The 18752-nt window shown below is 69.0% G+C and carries 17 protein-coding genes and 2 pseudogenes; 8 read left to right on the top strand and 11 right to left on the bottom strand.

Translation table 11 applies throughout. From position 1 onward, the window contains the following. Window positions 1–2: 2 nt before the first annotated feature. From ABZY11_RS09970 to ABZY11_RS09990, 5 genes are all read right to left on the bottom strand, one after another. Window positions 3–863 carry an ABC transporter permease gene (locus ABZY11_RS09970; protein ID WP_356478664.1) on the bottom strand — a complete coding sequence of 287 codons (861 nt, stop codon included), beginning with the start codon at window positions 861–863 and terminating at the stop codon, window positions 3–5. After that, window positions 860–1855: an ATP-binding cassette domain-containing protein gene (locus tag ABZY11_RS09975; RefSeq protein ID WP_356478665.1), complete on the bottom strand. Its 996-nt coding sequence runs from the start codon at window positions 1853–1855 to the stop codon at window positions 860–862. Before ABZY11_RS09975 ends, ABZY11_RS09970 begins: the two co-directional genes overlap by 4 nt. Window positions 1856–2427: 572 nt before the next feature. Continuing rightward, the gene (locus ABZY11_RS09980) at window positions 2428–3339 is read right to left on the bottom strand and encodes a hypothetical protein (RefSeq protein ID WP_356478685.1); all 912 of its coding nucleotides are present in this window, start codon (window positions 3337–3339) and stop codon (window positions 2428–2430) included. Window positions 3340–3439: 100 nt separating this feature from the next. Beyond that, window positions 3440–4906 (bottom strand): DUF6801 domain-containing protein, encoded by a 1467-nt coding sequence (locus ABZY11_RS09985; RefSeq protein WP_356478666.1) that lies wholly within the window; start codon window positions 4904–4906, stop codon window positions 3440–3442. A 137-nt stretch (window positions 4907–5043) separates the two neighbouring features. Then, entirely contained in the window at window positions 5044–5694 is a 651-nt protein-coding gene (locus ABZY11_RS09990; protein WP_356478667.1) for a hypothetical protein, read from the bottom strand. Window positions 5695–6758: 1064 nt separating this feature from the next. On the opposite strand from ABZY11_RS09990, the gene ABZY11_RS09995 reads away from it, so the two are divergent. From ABZY11_RS09995 to ABZY11_RS10005, 3 genes and pseudogenes are all read left to right on the top strand, one after another. Further along, a complete protein-coding gene (locus tag ABZY11_RS09995) occupies window positions 6759–7973 on the top strand; it encodes a helix-turn-helix domain-containing protein (protein WP_356478668.1) in 1215 nt (404 codons plus the stop codon). A 217-nt stretch (window positions 7974–8190) separates the two neighbouring features. After that, window positions 8191–8454 (top strand): hypothetical protein, encoded by a 264-nt coding sequence (locus ABZY11_RS10000; RefSeq protein WP_356478669.1) that lies wholly within the window; start codon window positions 8191–8193, stop codon window positions 8452–8454. Between the two features lie 50 nt (window positions 8455–8504). Next, window positions 8505–8690, top strand: a pseudogene (locus ABZY11_RS10005) (acyl-CoA synthase); the annotation flags it as partial. A gap of 82 nt (window positions 8691–8772) precedes the next feature. Here the strand turns inward: ABZY11_RS10005 and ABZY11_RS10010 are convergent. Beyond that, window positions 8773–10026 (bottom strand): cytochrome P450, encoded by a 1254-nt coding sequence (locus ABZY11_RS10010; protein WP_356478670.1) that lies wholly within the window; start codon window positions 10024–10026, stop codon window positions 8773–8775. Between the two features lie 80 nt (window positions 10027–10106). Between ABZY11_RS10010 and ABZY11_RS10015 the strand changes: the two genes are divergently transcribed. Then, on the top strand, window positions 10107–10934 hold the full coding sequence (locus ABZY11_RS10015) for a hypothetical protein (protein WP_356478671.1): 828 nt from the start codon (window positions 10107–10109) through the stop codon (window positions 10932–10934). A 58-nt stretch (window positions 10935–10992) separates the two neighbouring features. Next, window positions 10993–13068, top strand: coding sequence for an MDR family MFS transporter (locus tag ABZY11_RS10020; RefSeq protein WP_356478672.1), 2076 nt, complete (start codon window positions 10993–10995; stop codon window positions 13066–13068). Window positions 13069–13094: 26 nt separating this feature from the next. Here the strand turns inward: ABZY11_RS10020 and ABZY11_RS10025 are convergent, their stop codons facing one another. Together ABZY11_RS10025 and ABZY11_RS10030 are read right to left on the bottom strand one after the other, a co-directional pair. Then, window positions 13095–13544: a YchJ family metal-binding protein gene (locus ABZY11_RS10025; RefSeq protein WP_356478673.1), complete on the bottom strand. Its 450-nt coding sequence runs from the start codon at window positions 13542–13544 to the stop codon at window positions 13095–13097. Between the two features lie 55 nt (window positions 13545–13599). Continuing rightward, window positions 13600–13928 (bottom strand): annotated as a pseudogene (locus ABZY11_RS10030) (helix-turn-helix domain-containing protein); the annotation flags it as partial. Between the two features lie 135 nt (window positions 13929–14063). On the opposite strand from ABZY11_RS10030, the gene ABZY11_RS10035 reads away from it, so the two are divergent. Continuing rightward, window positions 14064–15551 carry a membrane-associated oxidoreductase gene (locus ABZY11_RS10035; RefSeq protein ID WP_356478674.1) on the top strand — a complete coding sequence of 496 codons (1488 nt, stop codon included), beginning with the start codon at window positions 14064–14066 and terminating at the stop codon, window positions 15549–15551. Between the two features lie 45 nt (window positions 15552–15596). Here the strand turns inward: ABZY11_RS10035 and ABZY11_RS10040 are convergent, their stop codons facing one another. From ABZY11_RS10040 to ABZY11_RS10050, 3 genes are all read right to left on the bottom strand, one after another. Next, the gene (locus ABZY11_RS10040) at window positions 15597–16406 is read right to left on the bottom strand and encodes an SAM-dependent methyltransferase (protein ID WP_356478675.1); all 810 of its coding nucleotides are present in this window, start codon (window positions 16404–16406) and stop codon (window positions 15597–15599) included. A gap of 111 nt (window positions 16407–16517) precedes the next feature. Beyond that, the gene (locus ABZY11_RS10045; RefSeq protein WP_356478676.1) at window positions 16518–16754 is read right to left on the bottom strand and encodes a DUF397 domain-containing protein; all 237 of its coding nucleotides are present in this window, start codon (window positions 16752–16754) and stop codon (window positions 16518–16520) included. Further along, window positions 16754–17614: a helix-turn-helix transcriptional regulator gene (locus ABZY11_RS10050; protein WP_356478677.1), complete on the bottom strand. Its 861-nt coding sequence runs from the start codon at window positions 17612–17614 to the stop codon at window positions 16754–16756. Before ABZY11_RS10050 ends, ABZY11_RS10045 begins: the two co-directional genes overlap by 1 nt. A 207-nt stretch (window positions 17615–17821) precedes the next feature. On the opposite strand from ABZY11_RS10050, the gene ABZY11_RS10055 reads away from it, so the two are divergent. Further along, on the top strand, window positions 17822–18280 hold the full coding sequence (locus ABZY11_RS10055) for an ATP-binding protein (protein WP_356478678.1): 459 nt from the start codon (window positions 17822–17824) through the stop codon (window positions 18278–18280). Further along, on the top strand, window positions 18274–18717 hold the full coding sequence (locus ABZY11_RS10060; RefSeq protein WP_356478679.1) for a hypothetical protein: 444 nt from the start codon (window positions 18274–18276) through the stop codon (window positions 18715–18717). The genes ABZY11_RS10055 and ABZY11_RS10060 overlap by 7 nt, the downstream gene beginning before the upstream one ends. Window positions 18718–18752 lie beyond the last annotated feature (35 nt).

Raw genomic sequence — 18752 nt, forward strand, 5'->3', positions numbered from 1 at the left:
GGTCAGCTCCCCTTCGCGGGGACGATCTGGAGGTAGATCGCCGTGAGGACCGTGTTCACGAAGAACAGCAGCATGAAGGTGATGACGACGGACTGGTTGACCGCGTCACCGACGCCCTTGGGGCCGCCGCGCGGGTTGAGTCCGCGGTAGGCGGCGACGATGCCCGCGATGAAGCCGAAGATCAGCGCCTTGACCTCGCTGATGTACAGGTCGGGGAGCTGGGCGAGGGCGGAGAAGCTCGCCAGGTAGGCCCCGGGAGTGCCGTGCTGGAGGATCACGTTGAAGAAGTAGCCGCCCAGCGTGCCGACGACGGAGACGAGTCCGTTCAGCAGTACGGCGACCAGCATGGTGGCGAGGACGCGCGGGACGACGAGGCGCTGGATGGGCGAGACCCCCATGACCTCCATCGCGTCGAGTTCCTCACGGATCTTCCGTGAACCAAGGTCCGCGCAGATGGCCGAGCCCGCGGCGCCGGAGATCAGCAGGGCCACGATGATGGGGCTGGCCTGCTGGATGACTGCCAGGACGCTGGCACCGCCGGTGAACGACTGGGCGCCGAGCTGCTGGGTCAGCGAGCCGACCTGGAGGGCGATGACCGCGCCGAACGGGATCGAGACGAGCGCCGCGGGCAGGATGGTGACGCTGGCGACGAACCAGAACTGCTCGATGAACTCCCGTACCTGGAAGGGCCGCCGGAAGACCTCCCGGCTCACGGTCGCGGCCAGCGAGAACAGCTTCCCGGTCTCGCGCAGCGGGGCGAGCAGCCGGTTCGCGGGCTTCTGCTCCGGCTGCTGCGGCGCCGTCGCGGCGGACACATCGGCCGGTGGCGGCTCGGGGGGCAGTACCGGCAGGGGAGCCGTCACGGGCGTCCACCGCCCACGGCCGGGGTGTAGCTCTTCATGATGGCCGTGCGGGCGGCCTCGGGCAGCTGGCCCATCATCGACAGGACCCGTTCCCGGCGGCGCATGGCGGCCTGTCGTACGGGCATGCCGGGCGACGGCTCCAGCTGCGGTACGACGGTGCGCGGCCCGTTGGCGGAGCTGATGCCGACTCCGTAGCCGCTCACCTCCTCGGCGGCGAGAGTCGCGGCGTCCTTCTCCTCGGCCATGCCGATGGGTCCCTCACGGCGCCCCGCGAGGAACTGGGCGACCACGGGCACCTCGCTGGTGAGCAGCACCTCGCGCGGCCCGAAGGTGACGAGGTTGCGGCGGAACAGCATGCCCATGTTGTCCGGGACGGTGGCCGCGATGTCGAGGTTGTGGGTGACGATCAGCATCGTCGCGTCGATCTGTGCGTTGAGATCGATGAGCAGCTGGGAGATGTAGGCGGTGCGGACCGGGTCGAGTCCGGAGTCCGGTTCGTCGCAGAGAATGATCTGCGGGTCCAGGACGAGGGCGCGGGCCAGGCCGGCCCGTTTGCGCATTCCGCCGGAGATCTCGCCCGGCAGTTTGTCCTCGGCCCCCAGGAGACCGACGATGTCGATCCGCTCCATGACGATCCGCCGGATTTCCGATTCCTTCTTGCGGGTGTGTTCACGCAAGGGGAACGCGATGTTGTCGAAGAGCGACATCGATCCGAAGAGGGCGCCGTCCTGGAACATGAGCCCGAAGAGTTTGCGGGTCTCCATGATCTCGCGTTCCGGGCTGTTCACCATGTCGACGCCGTTGATGAGGACGCGACCCTGCTCGGGCTTGAGCAGACCGATGATGGATTTCAGGAAGACGGTCTTTCCGGTGCCGGAGGGCCCGAGCATCACGCTCACTTCACCGGCGGGCAGTGTGAGGGTGACGTCCTGCCAGATGTTCTGCTTGCCGAAGGACTTCGTGAGGCCTTCGACGACTACTTCGATTCCCATCGGCCCTCCTTCGAAGTTGTTGTGAACGAAGTCATCTGTCAGCGCTCCGGCTCTGAGAAATCCAATGGCGGCTCGTCACACATGCACCAGGAGGCGCACGCTATGTCCGTCGAAACCGCCAGGACAAGCCGTTGAACAGCGGAAATCAACGAATCCGGGGCTCGGCGCGGTTCACTTGTCACCGAGTGACAAAGCCCTCCGGCTGCTTTGTCGGAATCTGCGCAAGGTCTCCGGCGCGCGGACCGGGGCTCCTCGGCCGGCAAGGCCGGATCCTTCGGGGCTCCAGAGGTACCGAACGAGCAGCCACGGATACGTTTCCCCGCTGCTCAACCGGGACGCTACGGCCCGGTAACCTGGCTTAGCAATACCGGTTCGCCATCTTTTTGCACGACGCTTCACGGCATTCTTTGTTTTTGTGAGCGAGTGAGTATTGCGTACCGCGCACTTGTCGGTAAGTGAGCCATCCGGCGCACCGGTGCGAAAGCGCCCGCCCCGCCCGGCAGAATGCGCCGGGCGGGGCGGGCGGCATCACTGATTTCCGTACTCCGCGAAGTGAGGTACGGAAGGCTTGCTTACCGCGCCACTCCTGCGTGCCAGCTCTCCGACAGCAGTCGGCCGGCGTTGGGCGCCGCCGCGCCGGGGGAAGCCAGGCCCCCCGTGTACGTGGCGGCGTTGTTGAGCACCAGGTTGTTCTTTCCGGCCGCCGACGGGAGCGCCGTCTTCAGGTTGACCGCCCAGTTCAGCTCGCCGAGGGTGAGGGGCCCGCAGCCGCTCACCCCGGGGACGGCGAAGGCCGCGTCGCCCTGGGAGTTTCCGGTCAGATCGATGCGGTTGAGCAGACCACCGTTGTTCGCCGTGCCGTTGGCGTCGAAGCGCTTGCTGGCCACGGCCGGCTGGGTGAGGTTCTGCGGGCGCAGCACGATCGGGTCGGAGGTGGTCCCGATGTAGCACTTCGACCCCAGGAAGGGGTTCTCCAGATGGATGCGGACCGGAATGTCGACGATCGTCTTCCCGCTCTGCATCCCGGCGACCACGTCGAAGTTCCTGGGGGTGCCGGCCGACTGCACGGTGGCGACGACCCGGTTGAGGCTGTTGTCCGTCAACTGCTTGCAGATGTCCGAGACCACCGGAATCCCGCTCGGACACATGAGGCCGAGCAGACCCCCGGGGATCTCCGTCGGCGCTCCCACGATCGCCCCGCCCGCGGGCGGCACGATCCTGGACTCGCCCGTCGCCGTGTTCCGTACGACACCGAACTGGAGGTCGTTCGCACCGGTCGTCGCCAGGGTGTTGCCGAGCTTGATGGACCCGCTCTCGGAGTGCGAGGCCACGCAGATCGCGATGTCCGTCCGGCCGTCGGCAGCCAGCATGGCCGGGTCGTCGACCGGACACCGGCTGAAGGGCACCCAGTGGCCGTTCATCTCCTGGGCGGAGGCGGCGCTCGCCGGCGAGGTGCTCAGCGGAATGCCGACGGCCACCGCCATCAGCGCGCCGAGGAGAGCGGGTCTGACACTTTTCGGGGCAGCTCGCATGGTTCGTCCAGCCTTTCTGGGGATCCGGGAGTCAGCGCTTGCGGAACAGCTCTCAGCGTTCGGGCTTGGGCTTCGGCGGCTCGGGACAGTTCGCCGGAACACCTTCGACGCACAGCGGGGACTGCATCATTTTCGTGTAGTTGCCTTTTCCGGAGACCGAGGCGGTGAAGAGGTTGTCGAGATCCTCCGTGACGCCGCATCCGGTGAACGGCGGCACATCCGCGTAGCCGGTCAGGGGTCCCCCGGTCTTCACGGTGTAGCCCTCGGGGCCACCCGCGCCGGACGCCCCCTTGCCGACCAGTTCCAGCTTCATCGGGCTCGCACTGCGGCAGTTGGGGCCGACGTCCAGCGGCTCCCCGTTGACCTCCACGTCGTAGAGGCGTGCGCGCACGGGAGCGATGGCGGTCGTCGTCTCCTTGTACTTCTTGGTATCGGGGTCGGGGGCCGAGTCGCCCAGTGTTCCGATGTCGATCCTGCCTTCGAGGACCAGTTCCACCTTCGCCGTCGTCGGCATGAAACCGAAGGTGAGGAAGGTGGCCTCGGCCGGCGGCATCTGGGCCCTGCCCTTGTAGTCGAGCGTGCCGTCGGTGGTCAGCCAGCTCTTCACGCCCGTCGGGCATTTGAGGAAGGATACGGATGTGTTCAGGTTGAGGCGAAGATGCCCGGGGTCGCTGAACTTGATCGCTCCGGCCAGTTTGTTGACGTTGGAGTATCCCGCCATGTAACCGTGTGCCGCCTTGGGCACCTGCGGGATCGGACCGGTCATGACCGTGCAGTCGGCGGGTGGCTGCACGCCCCCCGGCGACAGGGCCGCCGCCCGTCCCGCCTTCGCGCCGCCGGCACGGTCGGGGGTGGTGCCCCCGGACGGCTCGGGGGCGGCCCCGGAAGGCCGCGGGGTTCCGGTCTGCGAGGGAACGCTGACCGTGGCCAGCTCCGCGCTCTGGTCCGGATCGACCTTGCACGAGAAGGCCAGCGGGGGCGGTGCCTCCCCGACTCCCTCCGCGGCCCGCAGGGCGAGGCCCACGTCCAGTTGCCCCAGGGCGAAGAGCACGTCGCCGCTGGATCTCGGCGTGATCGTCGGTACCTCGCCCGTCGCGCGCAATGCGATGTCCCCCGCGGCGGGGAGAGAGGACTCCGGGATCTCCAGCCCTTGCCAGGGCACATCCGTCGACTCGCCCCGCTGCGAGACCTCGGTCAGCACCCGCGCGGATCCCGAAACGGCCGCCGGTTCGGCCCCCGGCGCCGCGGAGAAGGCGGAACGCGGAAGCTCGAAGGACAGGGCCACGTCCCGGAGTTGGATCGCCGTCCCGATGCTCGTGGTCACCGGCAACTCCGCTGTGATGTGCACCGGGACCGGCTGCGCGCCGGAGGGAAGGTCACAGGTGTAGGCGATGTCCGCCTCGGCGGTCCGGGTGTCGGTCGCGGCTCCCGTGCCCGGCATGAAGCCCGCCACGAGCGCCACCGCACCGACCGCGGCGAAGCGTGCGGTGCGCCGCGGGTCCGTGGTCCTTGTTCTCATCTCGACATACCTGCCGTCGTCTCGGTGCTCGGCACTCGTGCGTGGGATGCGAAGGGGCGGGCCGACGTCGGGCCGCGGGGAGGAGGAGAACCTCCGCTCCGCGGCCCTTCCTTGCCACTGGCGCCGGCCCGGTTCGGTTACGGCGAGGTGATGGTGAGCGGCGCGGCGACCTTGTACGTCGCGTCGAACGTGGCCGAGTCACCCGCGTTGAGCAGCCCCGCGCAGTTGTCGGCGCTGTCCACCTTCAGGCCGGAGCCGTTGTTGATGTCGAGTTCGCCCGTGGAGTTGGTGTAGGTCACGTTGTTCACGGACCCGGAGATCACGGCCTTGCAGGTGCCCAGGATGGTGTCACCCGTCAGATTGACCTTGACCCCGGTCAGGCTCCCCGAGGTGACGCCACCGCTGTATGTGCTCGCATCGATGCTGATGACAGCACCCGGTGCGAGTACGGCCGTGAAGTTCGAGCCGAGCGGTCCGGGGCACGGGCTGGCCGTGGAACCCCAGGCGGCGGCGGTGATCTTCGCGAGGCCGACGCCGGAGGGGTACGTCCCGCTGGGAGCGGTGCCACTGGCGGTGCCCACCGAGCAGTCCACCTGCTGGCTGGTGTTGGTGTCGACCAGGGTCGCCACCGTGCCGGCCTTGAGCGAGGCCGTGAAGGTGCCGTTCGCATTGGGGTTGACCACGGTCCACTGCGCGAGGGCAGTGGCCGAGGCCGACGTGGCGGCGAAGCCGAACGCGGCTGCGGCGACGGTCGTGGCGAACAACGCTCGTCTGAGGGTGTTTCTCACGGAACATACCTCCGGGAAGTGGAGTTGGACGTACCCGATTACCCCGCACCACACCCTGGGAATGGGCCGGCACGAGGGCGGCTCACATCGTGGAACGCAGAAGTCGATGGACTCGACTGCGTGATCGAACTCCGTGCGGATCGAACGTTACGAGCCAGTAGCCCAACGCGGCAATACCCGGTGCAGAAATTCCCGCACCCTCTCGATAAACGCATTCCGCCTTAGCGAGAACTCAGCAGATCGCCACGATTTTCTATACGAAAGTGAGTAGTTACGGCCGTGTCATGCGCCCGGGATCCCGCCGGACACTCACCCCGGGCGCAGTCGAGATCGACGGGCCGCCCCGCCGAGGGCCCACGTACTCGTCGGTAAGACCGTCGCCCCCGCGGCTGAATGCCACCCCGCCACGCCGCGTTCACCGCACCGCTGAACTGCGCGGAGCACCACGGACCCCATCGACGGAGCACAGAGCGCACCCCCGCTCCCGACCCGGCGGCGGGCGCACCGCACACGACTGCCGTACGAGTCGCCGGCGGGGGTCAACCGGGCCGCCCGCCCCGTCGGCACACCCGGCCCGATCGACCCCCGCCGCGGAACGGATGACGGATTATCCATTCCGGGCGACCGGTTCTGATATCACTCCGCGAATCGAAGGATTTCCCTTCGCCCAAGAATGCGTTCTCCCTCGAATACCACACCCCGCAGGGAAACGGACGACCGCGGTCCGTTGCCATCGCAGCGTCCGGGAGAATGCACACCACTTGCACGAACCCACACCAATCCCCCGGACAGGCATTCGTTACCCACGGTTACTTACTTGTCGCGGGGAGAGCGGAAGTCCGAAAAATATTGTCCGGAAGTGAGCACTCCCGCCTCACCTGCATCGGAGCAACGAAATGGGTCCGCAATGTGTGCCCCTTGCACTTCGATCTTGTCCAAGTGGTGGGCACAACCGCTCACTTGGTCTATCTTCATCGCGAACTTGGTACGCACCTGTCGGTTCGTGGGAGCGCTTTCCCCACCGCCTGACCCCCCACCGGGCGCCGGAGAGCAAGGGGACAGTCATGCCAGAACTCATACAGCCTTCGGACACGGGGGATCCGCTGGGGCCGCTCCCCCAGGAATTCGCCGCCATCATGCGACCCGAACTACCGAGCCTGATCAAGGAGATCGGCGTCGAGGTCACCCGGGCCTATCCCGAATACGCCCGGCTGCTCAGCGGCCCCAACGGTCAGGCCATCCGGGTGGGCGTGGAACAGAGCCTCTCCTCGTTCGTGGACCTGGTCGCCGAGCCGTCCACCTCGACCTCGCTGCGCGACGACATGTGCCGTCGGTTCGGGCGCTTCGAGGCATACGAAGGGCGCACGATGGAGACGCTCCAGGGCGCCTACCGGCTCGGCGCCCGCGTCGCGCTGCGACGGGCGAAGAAGGTCGGCCGGAGCTACAACTTCTCACCGACCCTCATGCTCAGCTTCGCCGATGCGCTCTTCGCCTACATCGACGAGCTCGAATCCCTGTCCAGGGAGGGCTTCCTGGAGGTGCAGTCGCAGACCGGCGAACAGACCGAGGCCATGCGCCGCCGCCTGCTGCACCTGATCCTCGCCGGCCGCCCCGCCCCCCGCACTGCCATCGCCGAGCTCTGCGAACAGACCGGATGGACGCTTCCCGAGGAAGTCACCCTGATCGCCGTCCGCTCCCCCGCCACCCTGGACCGGGCCGCGGCGGACCGCGATGTGCTGGCCGATCTCAGCGACCCCCAGCCGCACTTACTGATCCCCGGAGCTTTCGACGACGCCCGAAGACGCATGCTGGACGAGGCGCTCCTCGGCACCCACGCCGCGATCGGCCTGACCGTCCCCACCGCCCTGGCCTCGGACTCGATCCGCTGGGCCCGGCGGGTGCTCGAACTCGTCGACACCAACATCATCGACGACGCGCCCGCCATCCTCTGCGAGGACCACCTCATCACCCTGTGGCTGCTCTCCGACCCGGTACTGGTCGACCAGCTCGCCCAGCGCGAACTGGCCCCGATCTCCGGGATCAGCGCCACCCGCCGGGAGCGGCTGGTCGAGACCCTGCGGATCTGGCTGGACACCCGTGGCACCGCGGCCCACATGGGCGAGTTGCTGGACGTCCATCCGCAGACGGTCCGCTACCGGATGCGCAACCTGGAGTCCATATTCGGCGGGCAACTGACCGATCCCGAGAGCCGGTTCTCCACCGAGGCCGTGCTGCGGGCGCTCCAGTTACGGGCCCGCGGCGACGAAACTCCGCTCTGAGTCGGCTTTCAGCCGGATCACGGTCCTCACCATGAGTCAACTTACTTATGAGTAAGGCGAAATAGACGGTCACTCTCAAACGGTTGCCACACGGAGACGTTCTCAACGAGAAACCCGGAACTGCGTCCCGTACATATGGAGAAGTCGACCGCCGCACCCGGCGGCCGAGCCGAGAACCGCCTCCTGGCCGACCGATCATTCCGAGAGGGAACTCCCCATGACCGCCTCACACCTCCTCGTCCCCGTGCCGATCCCGGACCGGGTTGCCGCGCTGATCGGGTCCTGCATCCCGCCGCACATCCTGCAGGCGGAATTCGACGCCGAATGCGCCGCGCGCGAGGTGCGCAGCTTCCGCGGTCCACGGCTCTGCGACGAGGACCGGGCCGACCGCGAGCAGGCACTCTCCGAACTGGCCCGCGCCAACAAGTTCCTCGCCGCCCACCACCCCCGGCTGGCGGTGCGCCCCGGCAGCTCCTGGTGACACCCCCGCCGCATCCGTCTTACGACGGCGCGGCGCGGCGCCTGCCTCACGGCCGGATGAAGCAGCAGTTCCGCCCGGAGGCGGCGGGGCAGCTGACGGCCCTGATCCGCTGGAAGACCACCGGCGACAGCGAGGTGGTCTACGAGACCTCGATCGACGGGGGCGCCTGCACGGTCGTCGAGGGCCGGTCCGAGGCCGAACCGCGTACGACGCTGGTAATGGGGGACGCCGAGTTCCGACCGCCACCTCCGCCGCGGTTGCCGCGCGGGCGCCGGGCACGCCCGTCCGTGTGCCCGAGGCCGTCCGCGCGCCCCCGCGTCAGCCGGCGACCGGGGTGAACCGTACCGGCAGCGAACGCGGGCCCCGGGTGAAGACGCCGTGCTCGATGGGGGTGAAGCCGTCCGCGAGCCGCAGGTCGGGCATCGCGTCGAGCAGTTGGTTCACGCCCGTCTCCACCTCTGCCCTGGCCAGTAGCGCACCGACGCAGAAGTGCCTGCCGAGCGCGAACGCCAGGTGGTCGGCGGCCGCCGAGAAGGCGGTGGTGCTCGTCAGGTCGGAGCGGAAGATGTCGAACCGGTCGGGCTCGCTGTAGCGCGATTCGTCCCGGTTGGCGGAGCCGATCAGGCAGGTGACGGTGGCTCCGGCCGGGACCGTACCGCCGCTGAGCTCCACCTCTCGCGCCGTCTGGCGCATGATCATGTGGACCGGCGGGGTGTGGCGCAGGGTCTCGGCGAAGGCCCGGTCGATGAGGGTGCGGTCCTCCCGTACCGCGGCGAGCTGCTCGGGGTGGGTGAGCAGATTGGCGAAGACGGAGGCGATGGCCTTGTCGGTGGTCTCGCCGCCCGCGGCGAGCAACAGGCTGCAGAACGCCTTGATGTCCTCGTCGCTCATCCGCACACCGTCGACCTCGGCGGTGCAGAGCGCGGAGAGCAGGTCGTCGCCCGGCTCGTTCCGGCGCCGCTGGATGACCGGGATCATGTACTCGGCGAATTCCCGACGGGTCCGCTCACCGGCCGCGGCCACTTCCGGGTCGCCGGCCAGATTGCCGAGGAAGGCGATGACGGTGGTGTACCAGCCGTGGAAGCGGTCGTGGTCCTCCCGGTCCAGGCCGAGCATGTCGGCGATGACGAGGACGGGGAAGCGGGTCGCGAAGGCGTCGACGAGGTCGGCCTCGCCGGTGTGCCGGAAGGTGTCGATCAATTCGCGTGCGTTGCGCTCGATCACCGGCAGGAATTTCTCCTGGAGCTCCGTGCCCCGGAAGGCAGGGGCGACCAGGGTCCGGCGGACGGCGTGCTCGCGTCCGCCGAGCTGGAGGATCGTCCTGCCGTGGACGGGCTCGATCTGCCAGTCGTAGTTGTCGGTGGTGAACTCCCCCGCCCGGTCCTTGAACACCCGCTCCACGTCCTCGTACCGGGAGACGACGTAACTGTTCGTGGCCTCGTGCCGGATCAGCGGCGCGCTCTCGCGCATGATCCGGTACGCCCCGTAGGGATCGGCTGCGAAGGCGGGAGAGAGAATGTCGGGCAGCGACGGCGATTGCGATGCGACCGGCTCGTGCGGGGCAGGCGTCATGACGCTCCAGGGTCGTGAACGGGCAACGCCGTCAAGGTTATTGAGCAGCTGCCCGCCGACACACCCCCTGGGAGAACGCCATGCCCGCCGACTCGCGCCCGTCCGTCCTGTTCGTCACCGACCTCGCCTACGAAGCGCGCGGCCGCCGCTACTGCGACGAGGACATCCATCTGACGTCACGGCTGCGGGAGGAGTTCGATGTCGCGCTCTGCCACCCCCGGGACGCCGCAGCGCTGCTGGACGGTTTCGACACGGTCGTCATACGCAACAGCGGCCCGGTGCTGCATTACCAGGAGGCGTACGACGCGTTCCGCGCACGGGCGCGGGAGCTGGGCACCCGGGTCTACAACCCGTTGCACGGCCGCGGGGACATGGCGGGCAAGCAGTATCTGGTCGATCTGAGCCGGGCCGGGCATCCGGTGATCCCCACGGTGGACCGGGCGGCCGATCTGGGGGCGCTCCCCGAGGCCGCGGAGTACGTGGTGAAGCCCAAGCTGGGCGCGGACTCGGCCGGGCTGCGGTTCGTGCGGGAAGCGGCGCTGCCGGAGGGCGAGGACGGCACGATGCTCGTCCAGCCCCGGATCGACTTCCGCTACGAGGTGTCCTTCTACTTCGTCGACCACGACTTCCAGTACGCGCTGTACGCACCGGACCCGGAGCGGCGGTGGGTGCTGGAGCCGTACGCGCCCAGCGCGGCGGATCTGGCGTTCGCCCGCGGCTTCGTGGAGTGGAACGGTCTCGGCCACGGCATCCAGCGGGTCGACGCCTGCCGGACCGCGCGGGGCGAGCTGCTGCTCGTCGAGTTGGAGGACCTCAATCCGTATCTCTCGCTGGACCGGGTGGCGGAGCCCGTACGGGAGGCGTTCGTGAGCCGGATGAAGGCTTCCGTGCGGGATCTGCTGGCCTGACGACACGTCCGGCCGTCCCCCACATGCGCCAAGCGCGGGCCGGTGTGAAAGTGCAAGCGTGACCACTGCCAGCGAGACCGCCCCCGCCGCGCAGAGTGCCGCCGCGCCGCCCGTACTCGATCCGCGCCGCCGGAACATCGTCTTCGCGACGATCGTGCTGGGGATTCTGCTGGCCGCCCTGGACCAGACGATCGTCGGCACCGCGCTGCCGACGATCGTCTCGGATCTCGGCGGCGCCGCCCATATGTCCTGGGTGGTCACCGCGTATCTGCTCGCGGAGACGGTGGCGACGGTCCTGGTGGGCAAGTTCGGCGACCTGTTCGGCCGGAAGATCATCTTCCAGCTGTCGGCCATCATCTTCATCACCGGTTCGTTCCTCTGCGGCCTCGCGACCAATATGACGCTGCTGATCGTCTGGCGCGGGCTTCAGGGCATCGGGGCCGGCGGACTGATGGTCACCTCGATGGCGCTGATCGCCGATGTGATCCCGTTGCGCGAGCGCGGCAAGTACCAGGGCGCGATCGGCGCGGTCTTCGGGGTGTCGACGGTGATCGGGCCGCTGCTCGGCGGGCTCTTCACCGACCATCTGAGCTGGCGCTGGGCGTTCTACGTCAATGTGCCGATCGCGATCGTGGTGGTCATCGCCGCGGCCCGGACGATTCCGTCGGTCAAGGCCGCCGGCCGGGCCGTCATCGACTATCTGGGCATCGCGATGGTCACGGTCGGTGCGAGCGCGCTGATCCTGGCGACGAGCTGGGGCGGCAACGAGTACGCGTGGGGCTCGCCCGTCATCCTCGGTCTCTTCGCGGGCGGACTCGTCGCGCTGGCGCTCTTCTGCCTCGTGGAGTTCCGGGCGGAGGAACCGATGCTGCCCATGCGGCTCTTCCGCAATCCGGTGTTCACCGTCTGCTCGGTCCTGAGCTTCATCGTGGGCTTCGCGATGCTCGGCGCGATGATCTTCCTGCCGACGTACCTCCAGTACGTGGACGGGGACTCGGCGACCGTGTCGGGCGTACGGACGCTGCCGATGGTCCTCGGGCTGCTCGTCGCCTCGATCTTCAGCGGCAACGTGGTCTCCAAGACAGGCCGGTACCGGGTGTTCCCCATCGTGGGCTCACTGATCATGGCCGTGGGGCTGTATCTGCTCTCCCGGATGGGTCCCGGCACCGGGGTGTGGCTGGAGTCGCTCTACATGCTGGTGCTCGGTGTCGGCATCGGTCTGGCCATGCAGGTGCTGACGATCGCCGTACAGAACACGGTCGACTACGCGGACCTGGGCACGGCGACCTCGGGCGTGACGTTCTTCCGTACGCTCGGCAGCTCTTTCGGCACGGCGGTCTTCGGCACGATCTACGCCAACGCGCTGAAGCCCAATCTGACCGACGGCATCACCGCTGCGGCACAGGCCGGCGGCGACCCGGCGACGCTGGCGAAGGCCGCACAGAGCCCGTCGGGGCTGCACGGTCTTCCCCCCGCGCAGTCCGCGCCCCTGGCCCAGGCGTACGCGGACACGCTGCACACCGTGTTCCTGTGGACGGTGCCGGTCGCGGTCCTGGGGTTCCTCGTCGCGCTCTTCCTGAAACAGGTGAAGCTGCGGGACACGGCCCGGGTCGGCTCCACGGACATGGGCGAGGGCTTCGCGCAGCCCGGCGCCGGCGACTCGGCCAAGCTCCTCGAATTCGCCGTGGCCAAGATCCTGCACGGAGCGGGCCCGGACACGGCCCGGCGGATCGTCGCGGACTCGGACACCCGGCTGGACATGGCGGGCGCCTGGGCGGTGATGCAGGTCGAGCTGTTCACCCGGATGGTGGGCCACGCGGGTCTGCGGCTGATCGCGACCCGGCACCGGCTGCCGCCCGAGGTGCTGGTGCCGGTCTTCGACCGGATGGTCGAGGAGGGCTATCTCACCGGCGACGGTCATCTGTTCACGCATACCGCCGCGGGGAGCCGGGAGGCCGCGGCGATCACCGACGCGTGGGTGCGGTGGCTCAACGAGCGCCTGGACGAGCACGGGGCACGCCCGGACGACCGGCAGCTGCGGGCGGCGGTGGACGTGATCGCCAAACGGCTGCTGGCGGAGGACCTGGCGCAGGAGCTGTCACCGGAGAAGACCCTGGCGGGGACGGCGGGCTGAACCGGCAGGACCGCCGCACCCGCGGCTCAGTCGACGAAGACCGCGGTCGCGTACACCCAGGCGCCCTCGTGACGGACGAAGCGGCTCTTCTCGTGGAGCGAGTCCGGCCGGCCGTTGTCCGTGTAGTGCGCACGGAAGGTGACCGTGCCCGTGGTGTGGAACGGGCTGCCGTCGGTCGTCTCCAGCACCTCCAGGCGCACCCATCGCATTCCGGGATCGAAGTCGACGGCGGGCGGCCGGGTGTCGGGGTGCCAGGTGCGCAGCAGATAGGCCTCGTCCCGGACGACGAAGGCGGCGTACCGGGAGCGCATCAGCGCCTCGCAGGTCGGCGCGGCGGCGGTCCCGGCGTGCAGCCGGCCGCAGCAGTTCGCGTAGGTGGCGGGCAGTCCGCACGGGCAGGGCGATTCCGCGGTGACCGCGGGGGTCCGTGCTCCGGCGGTGGCGGGCCGCCCCGGTCGTCTGGTGCGTCGTGACATGCGCCCATTGTGACCTGGTGCGCGGCGGCGTCCGGACACGGCCCAAGGGCTGGGTGAACCGGCGGCGGTACTCGCCGGGGGTCAGTCCGGTGCGGCGGCGGAAGTGGGTCCGCGGGTTGGCCGCCGTACCGATTCCGCCGGCACGGGCGACCACGTCGAGGCGTTCCTCGCCGCGCTCCAGCAGCCGCCGGGCGAGCGCGATCCGGCGTTCGGTGAGCCGGCCGCGCGGGATCCTGCCGGGCTGGCCGCGGAAGCTGCGGTGCAGGGTGGCCGGGCTGACGGCGGCACGGGCGGGCGAGGCAGGTCAACCGTGAGGTCCGAGCCGAGGCGTTCCTCGGCCCGTTCCAGGACCGGGCCCGGTGAGGCGTCGGGGACGTCGGGCACGCCGGCGGTGGGCGATCGGCACGACGAGGTCCCCGCGCAGGTGGACGTGACGACCGGCCATGAGCTGGGGAGCTGAACGGGACCGGTTTCGGGCGGGGTTGACACTGTGGCGGGCCGCGGGTCAGAGTCCCGCCGATGGAGATCACCGAACTGACGCCCGCCGAACGCCGCGTATGGGACGCCTTCCCGCGCGGCGTCGTCGTCGACTTCCGTACGGGCGTGGCGGCCGAGGACGATCCGGAGGCCGGGGACGGCTGGGGGCCGGAGCGCACGGTACGCGGCGAGGTTCTGCGTGCCCTGCTGATCGGCGGCAGGCAGCAGGACGGCGAGGTGGCGGCGCTGCGGGTGATCGGCGCGCGGGTCTCGGGCACCCTGAACGCACGGTATGTGACGGCCGAGTACGCGGTGCTGCTGGCCGGCTGCTGCTTCGAGCAGGCACCGAATCTGTACGGGGCGCAGCTGCGCCAGCTCAATCTCAGCAATTCGGTGCTTCCGGGGCTGACCGCCGCCACCATCCGGATCGACGGTGTGCTGAGGCTCACCGACTGCCGGATCTCCGGCCCGGTCCGGCTCGGCGGCTCGAAGATCACTCAGGCGCTGTTCTTCGACCGCACCCGGATCGGGGTGAACGCCGACGGCTCGACGGCGGACAACGGCGAAGCGGTGCTCCAGCTCAATCACGCGATCGTCGAGGACGACATGTGGTTGCCCGGGCTCGTCGTGCACGGCGAATCCCGGCTCGAAGGCGCCGCCGTCACCGGGCAGATCCTGCTGAGCGACGCCGTGCTGCTGAACCCGGGAGGGACCGCCCTCCAGATGGAGACACTGACGGTCGGCTCCGATCTGCACGCGATGCGTATCCGGGTCGAGGGGCGGGTCAACGCCCGCGGCAGCCGGATACCGGGACAGCTCAACTTCGCGAAGGCGCGGCTGTCGAACCCCGGCGGGGTCGCCGTGCGGGCGAGCAGTTGCACGGTCGGTGAGCTCTGGCTCCGGGAGGCGGCCCCGATCGAGGGGCGGGTGAATCTGCGCCGGTCCCAGATCGATCTCATCCATGCCGCCCCGGCTGTCTGGCCGCCCGAGGTCAGCCTGGACGGGCTGACGTACACGGTGCTGCTCCCCCATCTGCCCGCCGAGCAGCGACTGCCGCTGCTGGAACGCGACGAGGAGGGGTACGTTCCGTACTCGTACGAGCAGTTGACGGCGGCGTACCGGCGGATCGGTGACGACGACGCGGCGCGCAGTGTGCAGCTCGCCAAGCAGCGCACCCATCGCGCCACCCTCCCGGGATACGCGAGGGTGTGGGGGTATCTGCAGGACGTCACCGTGGGGTACGGCTTCCGGCCGGTGCGGGCGGCCGCCTGGCTCGTCTCGCTGCTGCTGATCGGCTCGCTGGCGTACGGACTGCACCATCCGGCACCGCTCAAGGCCGACGAGGCCCCGCCGTTCAGCGCGTTGTTCTACACCCTGGATCTGCTGCTGCCGATCATCGACTTCGGGCAGGAGAAGGCCTTCAACCCGCAGGGCTGGTACCAGTGGCTCTCGTATCTGCTGATCGCGACCGGGTGGCTGCTCGCGACGACGATCGCCGCGGGTATCACCCGGTCGGTCAGCCGTCAGTGACGGCCGGGGCCTCTCGTACGGTGCGGGCCGAACCGGCGGGCACGGTCAGGCCTTGCGGGCGACGCCCGCGTAGCCCGGGATGGGCTCGTCACCGGGGACCTCGATGACCTCGCCGAGCTCCGGGTGCCAGTCCGCGGAGAGCGAGACCCCGGGCTCGACGAGTTCGAGGCCGTCGAAGAACGTGGTGATCTCGGCGTGCGAGCGCAGGCGCAGCGTCATCCCCCGGGCCCGGTACATGGCGGACGCCTGCGCCGCGCCCTCGGGGTCGAAGTCCCCGGTGGTGTGCGAGAGCACCAGGTAGCTGCCGGGAGCAAGCCGCTCGACAAGGCGGTCGACGAGTTCGGCCGCGCCGTCCTCGTCGTCCAGGAAGTGCAGCAGGGCGAGCAGCGACAGGGCGACCGGCTTGTCGAAGTCGAGCACCCCGCCGGCCGCTTCCAGGATGGCTTCCGGTTTGCGGGCGTCGGCCTGGATGTACTCGGTGGCGCCCTGCGGGGTGGAGCGCAGCAGCGCCGCGGCGTGGGCGAGGACGATCGGGTCGTTGTCGCAGTAGACGATGCGCGCGTCCGGGGCGGTCCGCTGGGCGATCTGGTGGAGATTCGGCTCGGTGGGTATTCCGGTGCCGATGTCGAGGAACTGACGGACGCCGTTCTCGGCCAGCCATCGGGTGGCCCGGTGCATGAAGGCACGGTTGACCCGGGCCATGTCACGCCCCCGGGCGTCGAGGGCGAGCAGCTGCCGGGCCATCTCTTCGTCGACCGGGTAGTTGTCCTTGCCACCGAGGAACCAGTCGTACATCCGGGCGGGATGAGGCTTGGTGGTGTCGATCTCGATGGCTTGGGGGTCGTGCCCGGTCATAGCGCGCTCCATGGGTCCATAGGTCGGCGAACAACAAGAGTGTGGGACCGGTTCGGCACCGGCGCTGCGGATTCCGGCAAGAAATCCGGTCCGGGCGGGAGGGCCGCGGAATCAGGTGAGAAGGAAGTCCGCCTGACCGGACTTGGCCCCCTGGATGAAGGCGGCGATCTCGCCGTGGGAGTAGATCAGGGCGGGGCCGTCGGGGTCGGCGGACTGGCGTACGGCGATTCTGCCGTCGGACAGCTTCATCGCTTCGAAGCAATTGCCTCCGTTCCCACCGCTCCACGGCTTGTGCCAGCCCTCGGAGCCGAGTTCGGCGGCCGGCATGCCGTTGTATATGGGATCCATCACAGCTCCTTGCGGAAATCCTGGAGGATTTCCTTCGTGCGTTGTGCAGTTGCGGCCTGCGCCGCCATGCGGTCCATGACTTCGAGGTAGGAGGCCACCTCGGGGCGCGCGTCGAAGTAGACGGCACCGGTCAGGTACTCGCTGTAAACCATGTCGGGGAGTTCGGGGACACCGAAGCGGAAGAGGACGAACGGGCCGTAGGTGCCCGGGTGGTGGCCCTTCGAGAATTCCGCGATCTGCAGCGTCACATGCGGCATCTCGGTCGCTTCGAGCAGCCGGTCGATCTGCTCCCGCATGGCTTCGGCGCTGCCGACGGGACGGCGCAGCACCGTCTCGTCCATCACCACCCACAGCTTCGGGGCATCCGGCCGTGTCAGCAAGGACTGGCGCTGCATCCGCAGTGCCACATGGCGCTCTATGTCCTCGGGTCTGGTCTGGCCCACGGCTCCGGTGCGCATCACCGAGCGCGCGTAGTCCTCGGTCTGCAGCAGTCCGGGGACGAAGTGCGGCTCGTACATGCGCAGGAGACTCGCGGCGCCCTCCAGACTGACGTACATGCTGAACCAGTCGGGCAGCACATCGTGGAACCGCTGCCACCAGCCGGGTTTGTTGGCCTCCTCGGCGAGCTCCACGAAGGCGTCGGCCTCGTCGTCGGCGACTCCGTAGGCCTTCAGCAGCATCTGCACATAGGGGATCTTGAGAGCGACCTCGGCGGTCTCCATCCTGCGTATCGTCGCAGGTGCGACCCGCAGCACCTTGGCAGCCTGGTCACGGCTCAGGCCGACGCGCTCCCGCAGATCCTGCAGGCGTTTGCCGAGAACGACCTGACCCACGGTCGGGGCGGACCGCGGTTCGCTCACTTCAGACCTCCCCATGCGCTGTTTGCGAGCAGTGTGCCATGCGCGGGCCGACCAGAACACAGCCACTCTGAAAATTTCAGAGTGCCCCTTGCCAAGTGTTCAAGACAGGGGGAGAGTTGGTGAGTGAACCAGTTCACGAAGTCACGTTCCCTGTCATTCACCTGTGTGTGCGGAGCGTGACACAGCCCCCACTGTGAGGAATCGGTTGTGGCACCTGGCAGTGCGCTCATCCCCCGGCTCATGGATCTCAGTCCCGGGACGGAGGCGCTCCGATACTGCTTCGCCCTGCCCGCGCACCCCGAATCGGTCGCGGGTGCACGGAGGCTGACCCGGGCCCGGCTCGACAAGTGGCAGCTGGACGCGGACGCCCATGACTCGGCGATCCTGATCGTTTCGGAACTGGTGACCAACGCGGTCGTGCACACCATGAGCGCTCGCGTCGTGTGCGAGCTGCGCTGCCTCGACAGGCGGCTGCGCATAGCCGTGCAGGACCAAGGACACCAGCCCGGCGGGCCGCGGCTGTGCCGTACCGCCGATGACGAGCACGGACGCGGCCTGCTGCTCGTCGACGCGATGTGCAGTTCCTGGGGTTCCCGCGACGCGGGCAACGGCTCGGGCCGCATCGTCTGGGCGGAACTGCCGCACGGCTCGGAGCGGTCATGCTGAAGAACGCGATGTCCCATCTGCTCGGAACGCGCCGCCCCCGTGAGCTGCGGCCCCCTGGCGGCGCGGCGGGCACGGTGCAGTTGCCGTTGCCGCCCGCGCTGTCGGCGAGCCTGGGCTGCGACGCGGTGGGGGTGCCCGCCCGGTACGGCTTCCGGCTGATGTCGCATCTGCCGCGCACCGGTTGCGTCTTCGCGGACGCCGACCGCTGGTGGTGGATCGTGCCCGCGGGCTCCGACCTCGATCTGGACTGGCCCACGCAGGCCGCCTACGCGCAGGGGGCGTATGTCCCCGCGGTCCGGCCCCGGCTGATCCACCAGCCCGACAACCGCACGCCCTACACCCCACCCATCCCACTCTTCCTGATGGTGTGCCAGGTCATGGGTGTGACGCCGTCGTGGGCACCGTCCGGCGGCGAGCGCGCCATCTCCGCCCCCTGACCCGGCCGGGCGCGTCGCGGGTTTCCGGTAACGCA

The organism is Streptomyces sp. NPDC006510, assembly GCF_040611955.1.
Classification (GTDB): domain Bacteria; phylum Actinomycetota; class Actinomycetes; order Streptomycetales; family Streptomycetaceae; genus Streptomyces.

Coding starts and splice junctions, on each gene's coding strand:
- ABZY11_RS10060 (WP_356478679.1), top strand. CDS start 18,274: ATGCTGAAGAACGCGATGTCCCATCTGCTCGGAACGCGCCGCCCCCGT.
- ABZY11_RS10010 (WP_356478670.1), bottom strand. CDS start 10,026: ATGACGCCTGCCCCGCACGAGCCGGTCGCATCGCAATCGCCGTCGCTG.
- ABZY11_RS10025 (WP_356478673.1), bottom strand. CDS start 13,544: ATGTCACGACGCACCAGACGACCGGGGCGGCCCGCCACCGCCGGAGCA.
- ABZY11_RS10045 (WP_356478676.1), bottom strand. CDS start 16,754: ATGGATCCCATATACAACGGCATGCCGGCCGCCGAACTCGGCTCCGAG.
- ABZY11_RS10040 (WP_356478675.1), bottom strand. CDS start 16,406: ATGACCGGGCACGACCCCCAAGCCATCGAGATCGACACCACCAAGCCT.
- ABZY11_RS10015 (WP_356478671.1), top strand. CDS start 10,107: ATGCCCGCCGACTCGCGCCCGTCCGTCCTGTTCGTCACCGACCTCGCC.
- ABZY11_RS09980 (WP_356478685.1), bottom strand. CDS start 3,339: ATGGCGGTGGCCGTCGGCATTCCGCTGAGCACCTCGCCGGCGAGCGCC.
- ABZY11_RS09995 (WP_356478668.1), top strand. CDS start 6,759: ATGCCAGAACTCATACAGCCTTCGGACACGGGGGATCCGCTGGGGCCG.
- ABZY11_RS09985 (WP_356478666.1), bottom strand. CDS start 4,906: ATGAGAACAAGGACCACGGACCCGCGGCGCACCGCACGCTTCGCCGCG.
- ABZY11_RS10035 (WP_356478674.1), top strand. CDS start 14,064: ATGGAGATCACCGAACTGACGCCCGCCGAACGCCGCGTATGGGACGCC.
- ABZY11_RS09975 (WP_356478665.1), bottom strand. CDS start 1,855: ATGGGAATCGAAGTAGTCGTCGAAGGCCTCACGAAGTCCTTCGGCAAG.
- ABZY11_RS10000 (WP_356478669.1), top strand. CDS start 8,191: ATGACCGCCTCACACCTCCTCGTCCCCGTGCCGATCCCGGACCGGGTT.